The following is an 18069-nucleotide window of genomic DNA, read 5'->3' on the forward strand; positions in this document are numbered from 1 at the left end:
GCGCTGTTCGCCCTTGGTCGCAGTCGAATCCATCGGCGGATTTCTGCTCAGATGTCGACATCGTCGACGGAATTTCCGCCACTGCCGGAGAACAGAAGGCCGTGTTTGCGCAATTTGTCGTGCAGCGTTTTACGCGGTACGCCCAGCGCCTCGGCGAGGCTGCGTAGGGAGTTGTGCGGCCGGCTCATCTCGGCGGCAATCAGTGAGCGCTCGAAGGATTCCACCTGTTCGTTCAGACCGGCGCCGGGAGTGGCCGCCGTGGCCTTCCCGTGGCTGTCGTCCAGCCCCAGATCCAGGCCGAGGGCATAGCGCTCCGCGGCGTTCTGCAGTTCGCGGACGTTACCCGGCCAGCCGTGTGTCAGTAGTTGTGCCCGCTGCCCCGAGTCCAGCGGCCGGACGTTCAGGCCATGGCGCTGCGCGCCGCGTTCGGCAAAGTGCTGGAACAGCAGCAGGATGTCGTCGCCCCGCTCGCGCAGCGGTGGAATGCGCAGGCTGGCAACATTCAGGCGGTAGTAGAGGTCGGCACGGAAGCGGCCTTCATCAGAGGCCAGGCGTAGGTCTTCCTTGGTCGCCGCGATGATGCGGATATCCAGCGGAATGAGCTGGTTGGAGCCCAGACGCTCGACGGTGCGCTCCTGCAGCAGGCGCAGCAGCTTTACCTGGACGTCCAGGCTCATGCTCTCGATCTCGTCGAGGAACAGCGTGCCGCCGTTGGCGAACTCGAACTTGCCGATGCGGCGCTTCTGCGCGCCGGTGAAGGCGCCCTGCTCGTGGCCGAACAGCTCGCTTTCCACCACTGACTCAGCCAACGCGCCGGCGTTGATGGCGACGAAGGGACCGTTGCGGCGGCTCGACAGGTCATGCAGGGCGCGGGCGACGACTTCCTTGCCCGAGCCGGTTTCGCCGAGGACCAGCACGTCCGCCTGGATTGCCGCGAGCGACGCGACCTGCTGTTGCAGGCGCTGCATCGGTGCGGACTGGCCGACCAGCCGGCCACGCACTTCCTTCTGTTCGGTCAGGGCCAGGCGCAGACTGCGGTTTTCCAGCACCAGCCGGCGCACGTCGAGCGCTCGGCGCACACTGTCCAGCAGGGCATCGCTGGGGAAGGGTTTTTCGAGGAAATCGTAGGCGCCCGAGCGCATGGCTTTGACCGCCAATGGGACGTCGCCGTGGCCGGTCACCAGGATCACCGGCAACTCGGAGTCCTGCGTGTGCAGTTGTTCCAGCAGCTGCAGGCCATCGATGCCCGGCATACGAATGTCGCTGACGATTACTCCCGGCCAGTCGCGCGCCTGCTGCGGGTCGATCTGACGCGCATCGCCCAGGGCGACCACCTTGAAGCCGGCAAGATCGAGGGTCTGGCAGAGCGCCTGGCGCAGGTGCGGGTCGTCATCGACCAGCACGACCTGGGTAGTGGCGTCGAATGGCTCGACCGAACTCATGCGCGGGTTTCCTCTTGCGGCGTCAGGGTCACGCCGGGAATACCCGGCAACAGGTGTAATTGTACGAGAGCGCCGCCCTCGGGGTGATTGCCCAATTCAAGATGTCCGCCGAGCGTGCGCAGCAGGGTGTCGCAGATGGCCAGGCCTAGACCCAGGCCTTTCGCGCTGGTCTTGGTGGTGAAGAAGGGCTCGCGAGCATGGGCCAGGGCCTCTTCGGAGAAGCCGGGACCGTTGTCGCGCAGCGACAGGATGATGCGCTCGGGCGCCTGCTCGGTGGTCAGCCAGATGCGCCTTGGCAGGCCCTTCTCGGTCAGGGCGTCGAGGGCGTTGGAGATCAGGTTGGAGAGAATCTGCCGCAGTCGCGTCTCGCCGGCCTGCACCCAGATCGCCGCATCCGGCAGGTCGCGCAGCAGCTCCACGTTCATCGCCTGGCGGCGCTGGGCGACCAGGGCCAGAGCGTCATTGATCGCCGGCTGCAACGCCACGTTCTCCGGTGCCCGGCGGGCGCCGCGGGCGTAGGCCTTGAGGTGGCCAATGATCGAAGCCATACGCCCGGTCAGTTCGCCGATCTGCTCGAGGTTGCTGCGGGCGTCGCTGTAGCGCTCGTGGTCGAGCAGTACGCGGGCGTTGTCGGCGTAGCTGCGGATCGCCGCCAATGGTTGGTTGAGCTCGTGGCTGATGCTGGCGGACATGGTGCCCAGGGCTGTCAGCTTGCCGGCCTGCACCACCTCGTCCTGGGCATGCATCAACTCGCGCTGCGCCTGCTCGCGATTGCTGACTTCCTCCAGCAACCGCGTGTTGGCGTCCTCCAGCTCCTGTGTCCGCTCCTGCACACGCAGTTCCAGTTCGTGCTTGGCCTGGGCCTCCAGGGCGATGCGCTCAAGGTAATGGCGGCGACTGATGGTCAGCAGCGACAGCAGCAGAAGGAGTGCGATCAGGGTGGCCGCGCCGATCAGAACGACGCTGCGTACCGGCGCGTCGACCTGAGTGCGGGGGGTGTAGATACTGACGGTCCAGCCAGTCTCCGGCAGGTGACGACTCTGGCTGATCCAGCGGCGTTGGTCGATCTTCAGCGGCGCCGGGTGCAGCACCGGGTAGGGAATATTCTCGGCGATCTCGCGTTGCTTGGCAGGTGAGAGTTCCTTGCCGGTGTGGAAGCGCCAGGCGTTGCTGGACGAGAGGATGACGACGCCGTTGGAGTCCATGACCAGCAATTGCTCTGGCGTATTGCCCCAGAGCTGCTCCATGTGTTCGAGGTCGACCTTCACTACCAGCACGCCAAGCAGCTTGCCGCCGTCGCGTACGTCGCTGGCAAAGTAGTAGCCGCGGCGCTTGGAGGTCGTCCCTAGGCCGAAGAATCGTCCCTGCCGACCTTGGGTCGCTTCCTTGTAGTAGGGGCGGAAGGCGAAGTTGCGGCCGACGAAGCTGTCTGGCTGATCCCAGTTGGAGGCGGCGTGGGTCATGCCGTCCGCCTGGATCAGGTAGATGACGTCCGCCCCGGTGCGCCCGCGAATGCGCTGCAGCTCCAGGTTGGCGGCGTTCTGTGCCGTCAGGCTTTCCGGCGCTTGCAACGCGGCGCGCAGGGTCGGCAGCTCGCCGAGGATCGGCGGCAGGTCCTCGTAACGGCGCAGAGTGCCCAGCAGGTTGGCGACGTAGAGGTCGAGAGTCTGCTGATTCTGCCCGGCCAGTTGCTCGCTGTAGTAGCGCTCGGCGAAGAAGTGCAGCGGCCAGAGCAGAGGAGCGAGCAGGAGCGCCAGCAGGGCCAGCGATTGCCAGCGGGTCAGGTGTTGGTTCAAGGCGGCGGACATCGCATGCGGTTGTTTCCGCCGCCGATGCTACACCGATCAGCGCTCGATGGGCTGCAGTTGCAGCAGTTTCATCAGGCGCGCCACGCTTTCCTCGAGGCTGAGGCGGTCGGTGTCGATGCTCTCGAAAGGTTGCAGCGGCTCCTCGTAAGGGGATCCGATACCGGTGAAGTCTGGCAGTTTGCCGGCGCGTGCCTTCTTGTACAGGCCCTTGGGGTCGCGCTCTTCGCAGACACTCAGGTCGGTGCTCAGGTGGATCTCGCGGAAGCGCTCCTCGCCGATGATCTGGCGCGCCTGCTCGCGGTCCTGGCGGAAGGGTGAGATGAACGAGGTGATGACTATCAGTCCGGCATCGTTCATCAAATTGGCCACTTCGGCTACGCGGCGGATATTCTCGGTGCGGTCCTCGTGGCTGAAGCCCAAGTCCTTGCACAGGCCGTGGCGGACGTTGTCGCCGTCGAGCACCACGGCGGAGTAGCCCAGTTCATGAAGGGCGTATTCCAGGGCGAAGGCCAGGGTCGACTTGCCAGAGCCGCTGAGCCCGGTGAGCCATAGGGTCGCTGGCTGCTGGCGCATGCGAGTCGCGCGCTCGTCGGCGCTCAGGCGGCCAGTGTGCCAGCGAATATTGTGATCTGTTGTCATCACGTGATTCCTGTGTTCAGCAAGCGGATCAGCTGACGTAGCCGCGTCCGCAGTAATGATCGTCCAGCGTCAGGCGTTGCAGCAATTCGTCTTCCACGGGGCTGGGCTGGTCGATGAACAGCGCCCATATCCGCTGGGCAAGTTCTCGAGGTGGCCGCAGTCCGGGGTGGAGATGCTCGCGGATGTTTCGGGCATCGCGGACATAATCCAGCGCGCCCTGCTGGATGGCCTGGCGGGTCGAACAAGCGGAGGCTTCAGCTTCCGTTTGCGGCAGGAAGCGGCCAACGGCTTGCCCGTTTTCGTCCAGCATATAGCGGACCAGTTGGGTCTCGTCGGCGCTGAGCAGCTTCTCCAGTTGGAAGCTCTGGCGATACAGTTCAGCACCAGGTTGCAAGCGGGAGCCTCGATCAAGGAAGCAGCCATGGGCCTGTGCACCTAGCGGCTCCAGGACCTGACCGATGTCCTGGTCGGTGATCAGGTAGTAGCCGTGGATAGGGCGCTCGACTAGGCCGGTGAGCTGCGCCTGAATGGTGCCGGAATAGCCAACATCGACAACCGCCACACTGTCTTCAGCTGCATCGTGCAGTCCCTGCTGCTGCAGGTAGGCCATCATTGCCGGGCGCTCACCGGCAGCCTGCTCCAGCAACTCTGCCTGCAGGGCTTCCAGAACCGGGCGCAGCGCGCGGATATCGCCGTCGATGACTTCCGCGAGTTGGTCTGAACGCCAGAGGCCGACGTCGACGAGCTGCTGTCGCCGCTGCGCTGTGAGGACGTAGCCGAAGCGAGACTCGAGGAAGTTCTCCAGGGAGTTGCTGAAATAGGTCGGGCGGGCGAGGCGCTGGATGTCTTCCAGGGAGGCAAGGCGAGCCATGGTGACGGCGCGGCGCGAGAGGACCAGATAATGCGCAGCCGGGGAATGCTCCAGGCCTTCGCACCAGAGGTCGTAGGCGGCCTTCAGGAGTTTGCCTTCGCGCGAGAGGAAATGGAGCTGGGTGATTCCATCCCTTTCAGCGGAATGGCGCAACCAGTCGACGAAACCGGCCAGAATGGGGCCAAGTACGTTGTAGCCGAGCAGTGCGGGCGAGTCCTGGGTGAGGGCGCGAACGTTCACTTCGGCGTAGGTGATTGGTGCAAAGTTTCGACGTAGCAGCAGGCCTACTGCCAGCTCATGGTCAAGCGTGTCATGCCGCTGTACGTCCTCAAGCAGCGTGCGGAACTTGGGCAGGCCCCTCGCCAGTTCCGTGGCTCGTAGCAGATGCAGGGTGCGGATGCCCAGGTTGTCGGGAATCTGGAAGTCCGAGCGCTCGTTATCGCCAATCATCAGCAGCTCGTTGGGTTGCAGTTGCCGATCCCGCAGTACGTGCTCGTAGAGCTCGCCCTGGTCCTTGCGCACGCCCACTTCGTTGGACAGGTAGAAGTCGGTCCAGCGATGGATCCCGTTATCGTGCAGCATCCGCTCGATGCATGTGCGTGGCAGGAACATATCGCTGATAAGCAGCACTGGCTTGCCGAGTGCCAGTGACTGCTGGAGCAGTGCCTGCCCTTCGGGCCGGACGCTGACGCTTGCCAGCTCGATCCTTTCTTCCAGTTCGCGCAGGTAGCTGACTTCGTCATTGTTCAGCCCGGTCAGGCGCCGCAATTCGGCGTAGATATCATCCAGGCCGACGTCCCGTCCCGTACGCTCTCGGGCACGGCCTTCGGCGGTGGCGCGGTAGTCCAGATAGATGCTGCCGAGGGTGGCTCCAGCCTGTTGGGCAATGAGTCGCTTGGTGGTCTCGGCGCTGACCAGCGGGCGGACCAGCAAAGTGTCGAAGATATCGAAGGCGACCGCCTTGATCTCGGGAGCGGCAATGCTGCAACGCAGGCTCTCATGATTGCGCGCCAGGTAGCGGTGGAAGCCCCAGGGAGACCAGGCATGCTCCTGCGGATCACGCAGGATGGCGATCGGCAGCTCTTGCGCCTGGCTGCTCAGGGTCAGCAGGCGCTCCAGGCAATGGGCGAGCGTACCGTCGCGCTGGCCTGCTTCGACCTCGAAGTCGTCGAGTTGCAGATTGGCATCGAACAAAGGTGCGAGCGCCTCGCTGCGGGCCCAGAACATGCTGCCAGCCGGGTAGTGAAAATAGCCGCTGGGAATCATCTGCTCGGTCAATCCGAGGCGCTGCGCCCAGGTGCGGCCACGGCTGGAGTTGGCCAGCCAGGTATTGGCCATGTAGGGGAGGCCGTCAAAGTTCTGTGGATAGACGACGCCGCAGCCTTGGCTGCCTAGCAGAGTGAAGATCGAACGAACCTGTTCCTGCCCGCCGAGCAGCGCGCTACAGATGTATTCGCGCCAACCCTGGGTTGCACCATTGTTGTACAGCGACTTCTTGCTGTGTACGTGCAGCAGGTAGGTGTATTCCCGCAGCTTGCTGCCGAAGGTGCAAAAGAACGGTGCAATGTCGCGTCCGCGATTTTCCACCTGCTCGACATACAGCGCTCCGCACCGTGGCAGCTGTGCGAATACCCGCTGCGCCACGGTACCTGCCTGGACATCGCAGACTGATACGAACAGGTCATAGGCGAAAGGAATATTGCTCAGATGCCCGGCGAACTCTTCTGCCAGGTCGCTGTAGAAAAGATGCAGGTGAACGGCGATGCGGCCATCGGGGGTATCGCAGGGCGGTACATTGCGCAGCTCCACCAGTTCCGGTGCACTCAGGCACGCGTCCAGCGATTGTCGGCCCAGATTGCGCCATTGTTCATAGTGCGGCACGCCGCGGAAAGCGAAACCCATGTGCCGATACACCAGGCGCAGCATGGGGGCACGGTAGTCCTGTGGCAGACGCCAATAGGCGCGGCGACCGAGCTGGACGCCATAGTTGCGCAGGCTGATCAGCGCTTCGCGGTGTTTGCCGCTGAACAGGCGACTCGTGAAACGTACGGGCTTGGTGAGCATCCAGGAGGTCGAGGACTGGATCTCCTGAATGGTGGCATGTTTATCCCTGAGCTCCTGCTGGCTTTCCTCCAGCTCCCGCTGACGCTCCTCCAACTCGGCTTCGAGGCTCTTGATGCGCCGTTGAGCGGTTCCCAGCTCGTTGACGAGGTAGCGCAGGCTCTCCACCTGCTCTGTCAGCTTACCGCTAAGATCGTCTATCCGCGATTTGGCATATCGGTCATGGCTTTCCAGCAGCGCCAGGCTGTCGCGCTGGGCACCGAGGTTGGCCTGCAGGGCCTCGATGCGCTGCCGAGTATCGCCGTCCTCAAGTGTCCGCCGGTCTGCTGCCAGCTCAACCAGCAGTTTATAGAGCTCGATAAGGTCACGGGGCGCCCGGCGCGCCAGTTCCGGGTCGTTCGGCAAGTGGTGGCTGTGCTGGAGGTGATCACTCAGAAAATCATGGAGATACTCATCCAGCTGCTCACGCCCCGCGGGCTGAAGATCGAGATGGCGGGCCAGACGCATGAGCTGGCCCTCAGGGTCGCTCATCAGGTTTTCGAAACTGAGTACCGTGCGGGTGGCATTTCCAGTCTGCAGCAGGCTATCAAGGCTGTGCTGGTGCCAAAGTCCCAGGCTCTTGGCGAGGCTGAAGTCGTCACGGGCGGCGAGTGACTGGGCAACGCTGAGCGGGTGGCGAACACAGATGACATAGGCGACCTCTGCCTCGACACGCTGCAGCACGATCTGCCAGAACGGCAGCAGGCGCGATATACGTGGATCCTTGAGCCCAAGCAGTGGCGAACGCCTGAAGTGTTCTTCGAGGTACTGGACAGCACGGTCTTGCAGGTCGGGGGCCAGAGATGGATCGATCAATGCCAGGGAGTCCCAGCTGGCATCGAGCTGCTCGAGAAGCTGGTCATTGATCGCCACGACTTCCCGGTCTTCCCAGAACCCCTTGTCGTTGTTGCCCGTTACGGCCGGGGTGAGGTTTTCCCCCAGATCGACATTCAGGGCCAGCAGGCCGCGCGTGATCGCACTGGTCCCGCTGCGGTGCATGCCAAGGACGATCACCACTTTTCGCCGGTGTTGCACTGGAACTCTCCGTACTACGTAGTTTCTTGTCGTTATGGTGCTGATGTACTGGGGGCTCAGTCGAAGAGTTCGGCGTCTGCCAGACGCTGGCCTTCCCGGTCCTTGCCGGACAGTTCTGGATCGCTTTGCAATGGCCACTCGATCGCCAGTTCGGGGTCGTTCCACGCGATGCAGCGCTCATGCTCGGGAGCCCAGAAATCTGTGGTCTTGTAGAGAAATTCGGCGCTTTCGCTGGTGACCACGAAGCCATGTGCAAATCCCTCGGGGATCCACATTTGCAGTTTGTTCTCGGCGCTCAGCAGTTGGCCGACCCAGCGGCCGAAGGTAGGAGAACCCCGGCGCAAGTCGACTGCTACGTCGAACACTTCCCCCTGGACCACACGGACGAGCTTCCCCTGGGCCTGACGAATCTGATAATGCAGGCCACGCAGAACATGGCGGGCCGAGCGGGAATGGTTGTCCTGGACGAACTCGACCGAATAGCCCACGGCCTGCTCGAATTTGCGTTGATTGAAGCTTTCGAAGAAGAAGCCGCGGCTGTCGCCAAAGACCTGTGGCTCCAGCAGCAGTACATCGGGAATTGCCAGCGGAGTGACTTTCATCAGTAGACCGTTTGCGTCAGTAGGCGTTGGAGGTAGAGGCCATAGCCGCTCTTGGCGAGGGGGGCTGCAAGGCCGTGCAACTCTTCGGCGCTGATCCAGCCCTGGCGGAAGGCGATTTCCTCGGGGCAGGCGACCTTGAGCCCCTGGCGGTTTTCCAGGGTGGCGATGAATTGGCTGGCTTCCAGCAGGGATTCGTGGGTACCTGTGTCGAGCCAGGCGTAGCCACGCCCCATGATTTCCACTGACAGGTCGCCTCGCTCCAGATAGGCACGGTTGACATCGGTGATTTCCAGTTCGCCGCGCGCCGACGGGCGAATGCTCTTGGCGATCTCGACCACGTGCTGGTCATAGAAGTACAGACCGGTCACGGCATAGTTTGACTTGGGTGAGCTGGGTTTTTCTTCCAGGCTGATGGCCTTGCCTTGGCCGTTGAACTCCACCACCCCGTATCGCTCCGGATCGTGCACGTGGTAGGCGAAGACGCTGGCGCCGGTGTCGCGCTGCATGGCGCTGACCAGCAATTCCTGGAAGTCATGGCCGTGGTAGATGTTGTCTCCCAGCACCAGGGCGCTGAGGCTGTCTCCGAGGAATTCTTCGCCGATCAGGAAGGCCTGGGCAAGGCCCTCGGGTGAGTTCTGCACCGCGTACTGCAGCTCTAGCCCCCAGCGCCGGCCATCGCCCAGTAGTTGCTGGAAGCGCGGAGTGTCCTGGGGGGTGGAGATGATCAGGATTTCCCGGATGCCGGCCAGCATCAGCGTGCTCAGCGGGTAGTAGATCATCGGCTTGTCGTAGACCGGCAACAGTTGCTTGGACACCGACAGCGTGGCCGGGTGCAGCCGGGTGCCGGAGCCGCCGGCGAGAATGATGCCTTTACGTTTCATGGAGCCTTGTTTCCAATCAGTTCAACCAGCATGCGTCGGACGTGGAACTGCCAGTCCGGTAGGGTGAGGCCGAAGGTAGAGCAGAGATGGGTCGTGTCGAGCCTGGAGTTGGCCGGTCGCGGTGCGGGAAGCGGGTATTCGTGGGTCATGATCTGCAGGACGCGTTCTGCCGTGGTGCGCAGCGGCAAGCCCAAGCGCGCTGCTTCTTCGATTACGAAGCGAGCGTAGCCGTGCCAGCTGGTTTCGCCGCTGGCTGCGAGATGGTAGATACCGCCAAGACTGTTTGGCCGCGGATGAGTGCGTAGTTGCCCCAGCACCTGCGCGGTGACGTCGGCAATCAGCTCGGCGCTAGTGGGGGCGCCGATCTGATCGGAGACGATGCGCAGTTCTTCTCGGTCCGCTGCCAGGCGCAGCATCGTCTTGGCGAAGTTGGCGCCCCGTGCGGCATAGACCCAGCTGGTGCGGAAGATCAGATGACGGCAGCCGCTTTCGCGGACGGCCTGCTCCCCGGCCAGTTTGGTGTGCCCATAGGTGTTGAGCGGGGCTGGCTTGTCCTCTTCGCGAAATGGCCGCTCGCCCCGGCCGTCAAAGACGTAATCGGTCGAGTAGTGGAGCAGCCAGGCATCGAGTTCGCGGGCCAGGCTGGCCAGATGGCCGACGGCCTCGGAGTTCACCCGTCGGGCACGCTCGATTTCTGTTTCTGCCTTGTCCACTGCCGTGTAGGCGGCGGCGTTGACAATGATGTTCGGCCGTTGGGCCAGGACCAGTGCGCGCAGGCCGTCGAGGTCTTCTAGGTTGCCGCGCTGGCGGTCGCAGATCGTCAGGTTGCCGAGTGGCGCCAGGGCGCGTTGCAGTTCCCAGCCGACCTGGCCGTTGCCGCCAAGGATCAGGATATCGTTCATGCGTACTGCTGGCTGAGCCACTCCCGGTAGGCGCCGCTGGCAACGTTCTCCACCCACGCCTGGTTGTTCAGGTACCAGTGCACGGTCTTGGCGATGCCGGTTTCGAAGGTCTCCGCGGGTTTCCAGCCCAGCTCGCGCTCCAGCCGGGTGGCATCAATGGCATAGCGACGGTCGTGGCCGGGACGATCCTTCACGAAGCTGACCTGCTCGCGGTAGCTACGGCCATCGCTGCGCGGTGCCGCCTGATCGAGGGTGTCACAGATGTGGTGCACCACTTCCAGGTTGGCCTTCTCGTTCCAGCCGCCGACGTTGTATGTCTCGCCCACTTGGCCGGCTTCCAGCACGCGGCGGATGGCGCTGCAGTGGTCCTTGACGTAGAGCCAGTCGCGGATCTGCTGGCCGTCGCCGTAGATGGGCAGCGTTTCGCCTGCGAGCGCGTTGCGGATTACCAGAGGGATGAGCTTCTCGGGGAAGTGGTATGGCCCGTAGTTGTTCGAACAGTTGGTGGTTAGCACCGGTAGCCCATAGGTATGGTGGTAGGCGCGTACCAGGTGGTCAGAGGCGGCCTTGGAGGCAGAGTAAGGGCTGTTGGGCTGGTACGGATGCTGCTCGGTGAAAGCCGGTGCCTGGGCTTCCAGGGTGCCGTAGACCTCGTCGGTGGATACGTGGAGGAAGCGGAATTCGGTCTTATGCTGTTCATCCAGCGCATTCCAGTAGGCGCGCACGGCTTCGAGCAGATGGAAAGTGCCGACCACGTTGGTCTGGATGAAATCTTCCGGGCCAAGGATCGAGCGGTCCACGTGGGACTCGGCCGCAAAGTTCAACACTGCGCGGGGCTGGTACTGGTTCAGCAGCTGGGAAACCAGGAGAGTATCGCCGATGTCACCCTGGACGAAGTGGTGGCGGCTGTCGCCGTCGAGGCTTGCCAAGTTTTCGCGGTTGCCGGCGTAGGTCAGCTTGTCCAGGCTGACGACGGTTTCGTCTTGCACCGCCAGCCAGTCTAGTACGAAATTCGAGCCGATGAAGCCGGCACTACCAGTTACGAGGATCGTCATTGGATCACAGCCTCTGAATAAGCGATGCGGCAACCAATCCAAGGTTGCCGGGAAGCGTTTGCCGATAAACGCCTGACTGACTGATCAGCGACAGTTTGCGATACAGCGGTGCGCGGCGCGCACTGCCGAACAACTCGAGAATCTGCTGGTTCTCGTGGGTCAGGTCTTCCCTGAAGTGGGAAACAGCCTCCAGATTTACATCGTTCCAGTGTCGGAACGTCCCTTTGAGCATGCGTTGCAGACGAACGAATCGGTCCCTGATGCTCGAGTTCGAGCCTATCAGGTTGTTGCCATGCTGGCGGTAGTTGATCGTGGGATATTCATCGTAGTTCACGCGCCCGCCGCATCCGGTCACGAGAATGTAGGCCCACCAGTCATGGGAAATGATCGGCACATGCGCGGGCGTAAGGCTTAGCAACTGCGCGGTAGCGGCGTTGAACAGCATCGTATTGCCACCGGCGATGCTCTGCACCAGCGCATTGGCGAAGCTGGGGGCGCGGCGAAACAGTGGCGAAAAGCCGATGGCTTGACCAGTGGCGTCGATCAGCCGGGTGCGTGAACAATAGAGTAACGGCAGGCTGGACGGGTGTGACTGCGCCCAGGCCAGACCGCGGTCGAGCTTGTCGGGTTGCCAGAGATCATCCTGGTCGCAGAACGCGAAGTAGTCGGCCTGCTCGCTGGCGCGACCGATCAGGGATAGGAAGTTGGCGGCGAAACCCTGGCGCGGGCCCGCGTGGATCTGCAGCCGATCATTGCCCAGGTGGCGTTGGTAGTCATGCAGAATGTCCAGCGTGGCATCGCTGGAACCGTCGTCCGAGGCATGGATAACCCAGTCTTGGCAGGTCTGGGCAATCAGGGATTCCAACTGCTCGCGGAGGTAAGCGGCGCCATTGTAGGTCGACAGCAGAATGGCGACTTTGGCTGAGCGGTTGGGGCTTGTACAAGACACGGCAAGAGCTGAATGCTGTCTTTCCAAAGCGGCATCCCCTGCTTTTTATTAATTATTTAGCGCTTATATGGCGCAGGATAAGTGTCTAGGATGCGCCTGGGCAACCCTGCCGGGGAATGACCGGTCAGTCAGTTTCCCCATGGTCGATTCGCTGGACCTCAGCCATCCTCCGACGATCCCGGCGCCCGCATCAGAGCTGGCTTATGAGCTCGATGAAGCGTGCTCGCACCTTGTCCTCGGAGAAGATCGATCTGCAGCGCTGCAGCCCGCCATTTCCTAGTGCTGCGAGCTGCTCTGGGTCGTTCTGCAGGGTGATGATCGCCCCTGCCAGCTTGTCGGGATTACCTGCTTCTATTGTGACTGCTGCCTCGCCATCGGGAGCGACCCAGTTCACACCGGTCTGCAGCCAGCAGTTGATGATTGGCCTGGCGCAAGCCATCGCATCCAGCTGGGCAATGCCGAAGGCTTCGGAGTAGTACACCGAGGGGAACAGGAATATCCGGGCGTTGCGTATCAGGTGGTATTTGTCGACATCGCTTACAAATGCATTGATGAAGTGCACCCGCTCCGGAAATTCCTCGGCGAGCTTCCGGAATCGCTGTTCCTCCGGGCCTCTGCCAAATACCACCAGGTTCACTGTTGCACCGCGAGCCATGAGTAGTCTGAATGCTGCGTCAAGCGACGCCGTACCCTTGTAGCTGACCAATCGGCCAAAGAAAACGCAGTATCCATCGCGGATAAAGTTTTCGGGCAACAGCGTGTTTGGAGGTTGGTTCAAGCAACGATCTACATGCGAGAGATTCGCAGTATATGGTAGTACTTCCACTTTACGGCCAATGTTACCAATAACTTCGGATCTTTCTTTGAGTGCTGGGCTTCCACATAGCAAAAAATCGGCTTGGCGTGCGGTATAGCGATCAAATAGATAAGTGAGCTTCTTAAGATATCGCTGCCGATAGACGTCACAGTGATAACTGACGACAATTTTCCCCTTGATCAGCTTTCTGCTTATCCACAAGGCCATGCTGGCCAAGGGGAACTGGAGATTGAGATGGATAATCCTCGATTTTGCAGCGAGAATAGTGAAATGCCAGAAGAAAGCGGGGCTTAGTGGGACCGACAGCAGATTTCCAAAAGATGCGGCGCGTAACACCTTGATTCCATCTATCTGCTCCATGCTTGAATGAGTCGTCCTTTCAGCGGCACAACACAATACTAAGACGCGATAGCCAAGCTCGGTATACCAGTGTGCATACTGCTTTACCGCCGTTTCTATACCCCCTGTGGAAGGGGAGTAGTATTTGTTTACGAGAAGAATATCTGTTTTACGCACTATTTTTGATCGAATTCGGTTGGGAGTATCTAAGCCCGGATTGATCTTCGGGCCGTAAATTATATCTTTTTTAGCAGAGTTGAGCCGTTCCTGAGGGGCATGGATCTCCATCCGCCTTGGGTTGCCGTGTCCAGGAAATTCTGCAGGCTTCTATCGCTGATGCTTTGAGCGTATTCCTTCATCCTAGGAGATACCATGACTGCATCAATCCCGTTTTGCTCGATATATTGAGTGGCATTTACGCCTGCCGGAATTTCAGTGGCGAATATGAATTGGCAGGAAAGATATATACACCAGCCGCCGTCTACTTCCAGCATTTTGTGTATGGTTGTGCTGCTGCGAATTTCCATGATCGAAGAAAAATTTACGCGATCATGGGCGATGGGGGGAGGAATCAGGAGACCAAGCGCGATTAAAAGTGCGCCAGTGGCGACTGGAGTGTGGGATATGCGTCGGTTGGCCAGTAGTGCTGCTAGCAGCAGCGTTCCGCAGCAGAATATGATAAGGGTGTAGTGAGTCCTTGGGTATATTGAAAATGTTGAGATTAGCGGCGGTGCGCTGGCTAGTATAAGAAATATTATGGCTCCCCTTCTGCTCCTCGCTTCTCTGCGAGGCTTCTCCGGATTGCGGGGGATTAGAATGCTTTTTACTAGCAGGAGTAGGGCGAGCGCTACCATCAAAGCTATGGTCAAGCCTTGGGTGAATGGCGAGGAAAAAACCTTTGATATGCTGGTAAGGAAGTCATTTATATTAGCCAGAATATGATTTGTCAGGACTTTTGGATAGTGCCTGAGTATATCGGATATACTGTTTGTATCTGGTGCATCTTTGTGAAGGATGCTGAGCCAGTTTAGCCAGGGGTCAACGCTGGTCTGGCCCGTTTCGAACTTTCGCAAAGCATAATGCTGGCCGAATGCGAGAAATGAGCGGCCGCCCGAGCTCAGTACCGGGAAGCTCCATGTCACCGAAAGAATGATCAGTGCCGCCAGGGAAAATGCGCTTGTTCGTAGGAGAGAAAGTTGGCTGAGGAAGTCGCCTCGGAGTGCGATCCTGAGCTGATTTGCAGTCAGGAGTATGGCTAGGGCTAGGGATGTATAAAAACTTATTACAAATTCCGGCCTGATAAAGCAAAGAAGAAAGAAAATTACGGCGGAAATACTGCAAGAGTCAAGGGTCGATGCTCTGGTATAGGTGAGCATCGCTCCCAGGGATATTAGAGATATAGCTAGAAAGCTGATGTAGGGCCATACTTCGATCAGATTGCTGCTGGCTAGAAGTATGAAGGCTAGAGTGCAGTACGCCAGTGAATGTGTCAGTTTGTATGCAGCAAGAAGCAGTAGGCTGATACATAAAGTGATGTTTAGCGTAGAGCCAATTATGTAGAGGCTCAATGGGTCTGATACTTTCAGATTTACCAGATAATAATAGAGGGAGTAGAGTGGGGATCTTTCATATTGGCTAAAATCCGGGAATTGTCCGAGACCTTGTGAAAGGTATATGCTCTCGTCAAATAAAGATATATCAATTCTGCTGCATAGTGATAATGCGAGAAATGTTATAAAAAGAGCAAGAGTTACTTTTCCGCCTAGCTCGAGTTTTCGATGATAGTCAAGCATTTCTTTTTGCCATAATATTGTTGTAGAGCAGGCGGTATTTTTCTGACATATCGGCTGCACGGAAAAGTTTTTGATAGCGCTCTCGGGCATTCCTGCCCATTTCGATGGCCGCTTCCGGGTTTTCCATGAGCCACCTCATGGCGTGGTTCAAGTCGGTTGGTGAGTCCGGCGGGATCACCAATCCAGTTTCTCCGTGTACATTGATATAGGTCGTGCCAGTTCCTATTTCGCACGAAATAAGCGGTTTCCCATACATGGCAGCTTCCAGCAGAGATATACCGAACGCCTCTGAACGCAGATTTGAGGGGAATACAGCTGCATGGCACAAATGAAGGAGTGCAACCTTGTCTTCGTCTGGCAATGCCCCGAGAAAATGAATGTTGCTGATGCCGAAACTTAGTGCAGTCTGTCGAAGCCTCGCTTCCTCCGGGCCCGAGCCTACTATAACCACGGGGTAAGGGAGCTTTTCACACGCTTTCAGCAGAGAGTCGAGACCTTTGTAGTAGCGGAGAACACCAACAAATAAGAAGAAGGGCTCAGGAAGCTTGGATTTCCATGCTTGAAGTATTGATTGTTCCGGCCTTGGATACGTGTTCTCGTCCAGGCCAATAGGGATTACTTCGGTCTTTTCTGCGTATTGACGAAGTATGGGGCTGCTCTGAATGTAATTTGGCGAAGTCGCAACTATTTTGTTGACTGAGCTAAGAAAGCGATGCATCAGAGGAGCATAGATCTTCATTGCCGTTTTCTGTCTGACAACATCAGAGTGATAGGTTACAACGCTGGGTTTGTCTATTCTAGCAATGACGTGTGCCATGTCCATGAATGGCCATGGGTAGTGATAGTGAATAATGTCAACTTTCTTCGAAAGGCTCTTCAGCATGGAAATAGCAGATGTGGAGAATGGTGTTGAAAGCAACTCGAAGTTCTTTTTCACGGCAATTGCGTTGTGCTGGCCAACCTTTTGAGAGCTTCCTTCCCCATTCGTCGTGGACAGCACTGTACTTTCAATACCCTGTGCGTACACGCCCTCACAGATCTGAAAGATTACTTGCTCCACTCCCCCAAAGGTTTCGGGGTAATAAGTCTTGTAAAAGTGCAGTACCTTCATTGTCTTTTCTCAAGACGATTCCTGAGTGTCTTGAACCAAACAGCATACGGCTGATAAACCCACCACTTGAGGGGCACTTTTCCGTGGTATTTGGCGACGACGGCCATGGCCTCCCTGTAGTGAGCACTTCGTTGAGTGCTCGTCTTGGTCTCGGGGTGCTCTCGGTTGGTGGCCGCGAAATCTTCCAGGAAAACCGGCTGGCCGCCATGTTTGTAAAGACGCCACCAGAGATCGTAGTCCATCGCCATGTGCAGGGACGCATCAAGGCCCCCTATGGCTTCCCATGCGCTGCGGCGAATCAGTGTCGCAGGTTGTGAAATGATGCAGCGAAGCGCCAGGCGGCGCTCGGTGAACGGCTGGGTCCATACGGGGGATCTGCTGCCTTCCGACTCTTTTAGATTCCATGCCTTGGCATAGGCGAAAGGTGCAGTCGGAGACGCTTCAAGGGCATGCACAAGCTTGTCCAGCCCGCGAGGCTCGAACAGGTCATCGCTGTTCAACCAGCAAACATAGGGAGCGCTCCCTTTGGCGATGGACTCATTGATCGCCGCCGCCTGTCCCGCGTCGGGATGGCTGCGCCAGCCCGCGAGCTTATGCTCCCAGGCTTTGATGATCTCCACCGAATTGTCGGTAGATGCAGCGTCCGCTACAAATACCTCCATCTTGGTCATGTTTCCAAAGATCGAGGAAAATGCTGCTTCGAGGTATTTCCCTTGATTGAATGAGGGAACCGCGACAGTGACCAGAGGGGCGCTCAAACTAGACTCTCGTGCTTTGCTGGAAGTCGATGTAGGCCTGCTGAAGACCATCTGCCAGAGTCGTTTCAGGAGCCCAGCCCATGGCTTTCAGGCGCTCGATATTCATTAGCTTTTGCGGAGTTCCATCAGGCTTGCTCGGATCGACCTGAATCGAGCCGGTATAACCGACGGTTCGAGCCACCAATTGGGCCAGTTCCAGGATGCTGAGGTCCGAGCCATAGCCAACATTGATGTGAGAAAGGGTCGGCTGCGTGACCTGCTGATAGGCTTCCAGCCCCAGTTCCATGACATGTACGGATGCCTTGGCCATGTCGTCCACGTAGAGAAACTCCCGGCGCGGAGTACCGCTTCCCCAGATGCTGACAGTGGGAGAGTTGGCCAACCTGGCTTCGTGGAAGCGCCGGATCAGGGCGGGAATAACGTGGCTGTTCTCGCCGTGGTAGTTGTCACCCGGACCATAGAGGTTGGTCGGCATGACGCTGCGGAAGTCGCAGCCATACTGGCGATTGTACGATTCGCACAACTTGATTCCCGCTATCTTGGCAATCGCATAGGGCTCATTGGTGGACTCAAGAGTGCCGGTGAGCAGCGCGTCTTCACCCATGGGCTGAGGTGCCAGCCGCGGATAGATGCAGCTGGAGCCAAGGAACAGCAGGCGTTGGACGCCGTGCTTCCAGGCCGAGTGAATGATATTGGCTTCAATCATGAGATTTTCATAAATGAAGCTTGCTGGATAGGTGTTGTTGGCATGAATGCCACCCACCTTCGCTGCGGCGAGATAGACCTGCTGGGGCTTCTTGTCGGCAAAGAATTGCTCGACCTGGTGCTGATCGCAAAGGTCGAGTTCCTGCCGGTTTCGGGTCACGATGTTCTCGTAACCGCGACTCCGGAGCTCGCGCAGGATGGCGGATCCCACCATCCCGCGATGCCCCGCCACATAGACTTTTGCAGTGTGTGGCATGCTCAT

The 18069-nt window shown here is 59.1% G+C and carries 14 protein-coding genes; all 14 read right to left on the minus strand.

The genetic code is table 11. The annotated features are described in order from the left end of the window. Positions 1-47 precede the first annotated feature (47 nt). The 14 genes from dctD to ACIPK7_RS21080 all read right to left on the minus strand — a co-directional run bounded on the left by dctD (position 48) and on the right by ACIPK7_RS21080 (position 18069). On the minus strand, positions 48-1442 hold the full coding sequence (gene dctD / locus ACIPK7_RS21015) for a two-component system response regulator DctD (RefSeq protein ID WP_401089948.1): 1395 nt from the start codon (positions 1440-1442) through the stop codon (positions 48-50). Continuing rightward, positions 1439-3250: a cache domain-containing protein gene (locus ACIPK7_RS21020; protein ID WP_401089950.1), complete on the minus strand. Its 1812-nt coding sequence runs from the start codon at positions 3248-3250 to the stop codon at positions 1439-1441. The genes dctD and ACIPK7_RS21020 overlap by 4 nt, the downstream gene beginning before the upstream one ends. A gap of 36 nt (positions 3251-3286) precedes the next feature. Then, positions 3287-3889 (minus strand): adenylyl-sulfate kinase, encoded by a 603-nt coding sequence (gene cysC / locus ACIPK7_RS21025; RefSeq protein WP_192433130.1) that lies wholly within the window; start codon positions 3887-3889, stop codon positions 3287-3289. Positions 3890-3917: 28 nt separating this feature from the next. Next, positions 3918-7874 carry a rhamnan synthesis F family protein gene (locus ACIPK7_RS21030; RefSeq protein WP_401089951.1) on the minus strand — a complete coding sequence of 1319 codons (3957 nt, stop codon included), beginning with the start codon at positions 7872-7874 and terminating at the stop codon, positions 3918-3920. A gap of 77 nt (positions 7875-7951) precedes the next feature. Then, positions 7952-8497 carry a dTDP-4-dehydrorhamnose 3,5-epimerase gene (gene rfbC, locus ACIPK7_RS21035; protein ID WP_401089953.1) on the minus strand — a complete coding sequence of 182 codons (546 nt, stop codon included), beginning with the start codon at positions 8495-8497 and terminating at the stop codon, positions 7952-7954. Then, on the minus strand, positions 8497-9378 hold the full coding sequence (gene rfbA, locus ACIPK7_RS21040) for a glucose-1-phosphate thymidylyltransferase RfbA (protein WP_192433124.1): 882 nt from the start codon (positions 9376-9378) through the stop codon (positions 8497-8499). Before rfbA ends, rfbC begins: the two co-directional genes overlap by 1 nt. Continuing rightward, positions 9375-10280 (minus strand): dTDP-4-dehydrorhamnose reductase, encoded by a 906-nt coding sequence (gene rfbD / locus ACIPK7_RS21045; RefSeq protein WP_401089955.1) that lies wholly within the window; start codon positions 10278-10280, stop codon positions 9375-9377. The genes rfbA and rfbD overlap by 4 nt, the downstream gene beginning before the upstream one ends. Beyond that, on the minus strand, positions 10277-11335 hold the full coding sequence (gene rfbB / locus ACIPK7_RS21050) for a dTDP-glucose 4,6-dehydratase (RefSeq protein ID WP_192433120.1): 1059 nt from the start codon (positions 11333-11335) through the stop codon (positions 10277-10279). The genes rfbD and rfbB overlap by 4 nt, the downstream gene beginning before the upstream one ends. Before the next feature lie 4 nt (positions 11336-11339). After that, positions 11340-12311, minus strand: coding sequence for a glycosyltransferase family 2 protein (locus tag ACIPK7_RS21055; RefSeq protein WP_225614908.1), 972 nt, complete (start codon positions 12309-12311; stop codon positions 11340-11342). 163 nt (positions 12312-12474) lie between these two features. After that, the gene (locus ACIPK7_RS21060; RefSeq protein ID WP_401089958.1) at positions 12475-13728 is read right to left on the minus strand and encodes a glycosyltransferase; all 1254 of its coding nucleotides are present in this window, start codon (positions 13726-13728) and stop codon (positions 12475-12477) included. Beyond that, a complete protein-coding gene (locus tag ACIPK7_RS21065; RefSeq protein WP_401089960.1) occupies positions 13677-15233 on the minus strand; it encodes a hypothetical protein in 1557 nt (518 codons plus the stop codon). Before ACIPK7_RS21065 ends, ACIPK7_RS21060 begins: the two co-directional genes overlap by 52 nt. Then, on the minus strand, positions 15226-16344 hold the full coding sequence (locus ACIPK7_RS21070) for a glycosyltransferase family 4 protein (protein WP_192433114.1): 1119 nt from the start codon (positions 16342-16344) through the stop codon (positions 15226-15228). The genes ACIPK7_RS21065 and ACIPK7_RS21070 overlap by 8 nt, the downstream gene beginning before the upstream one ends. After that, positions 16341-17102, minus strand: a complete 762-nt coding sequence (locus ACIPK7_RS21075) for a glycosyltransferase (protein ID WP_192433112.1) — start codon at positions 17100-17102, stop codon at positions 16341-16343. Before ACIPK7_RS21075 ends, ACIPK7_RS21070 begins: the two co-directional genes overlap by 4 nt. 1 nt (position 17103) lies before the next feature. Continuing rightward, complete coding sequence (locus ACIPK7_RS21080; protein WP_318652890.1) at positions 17104-18069, minus strand: GDP-L-fucose synthase; 966 nt, start codon at positions 18067-18069, stop codon at positions 17104-17106.

The organism is Pseudomonas sp. NPDC086581 (assembly GCF_044746165.1).
Taxonomy (GTDB): Bacteria; Pseudomonadota; Gammaproteobacteria; order Pseudomonadales; family Pseudomonadaceae; genus Pseudomonas.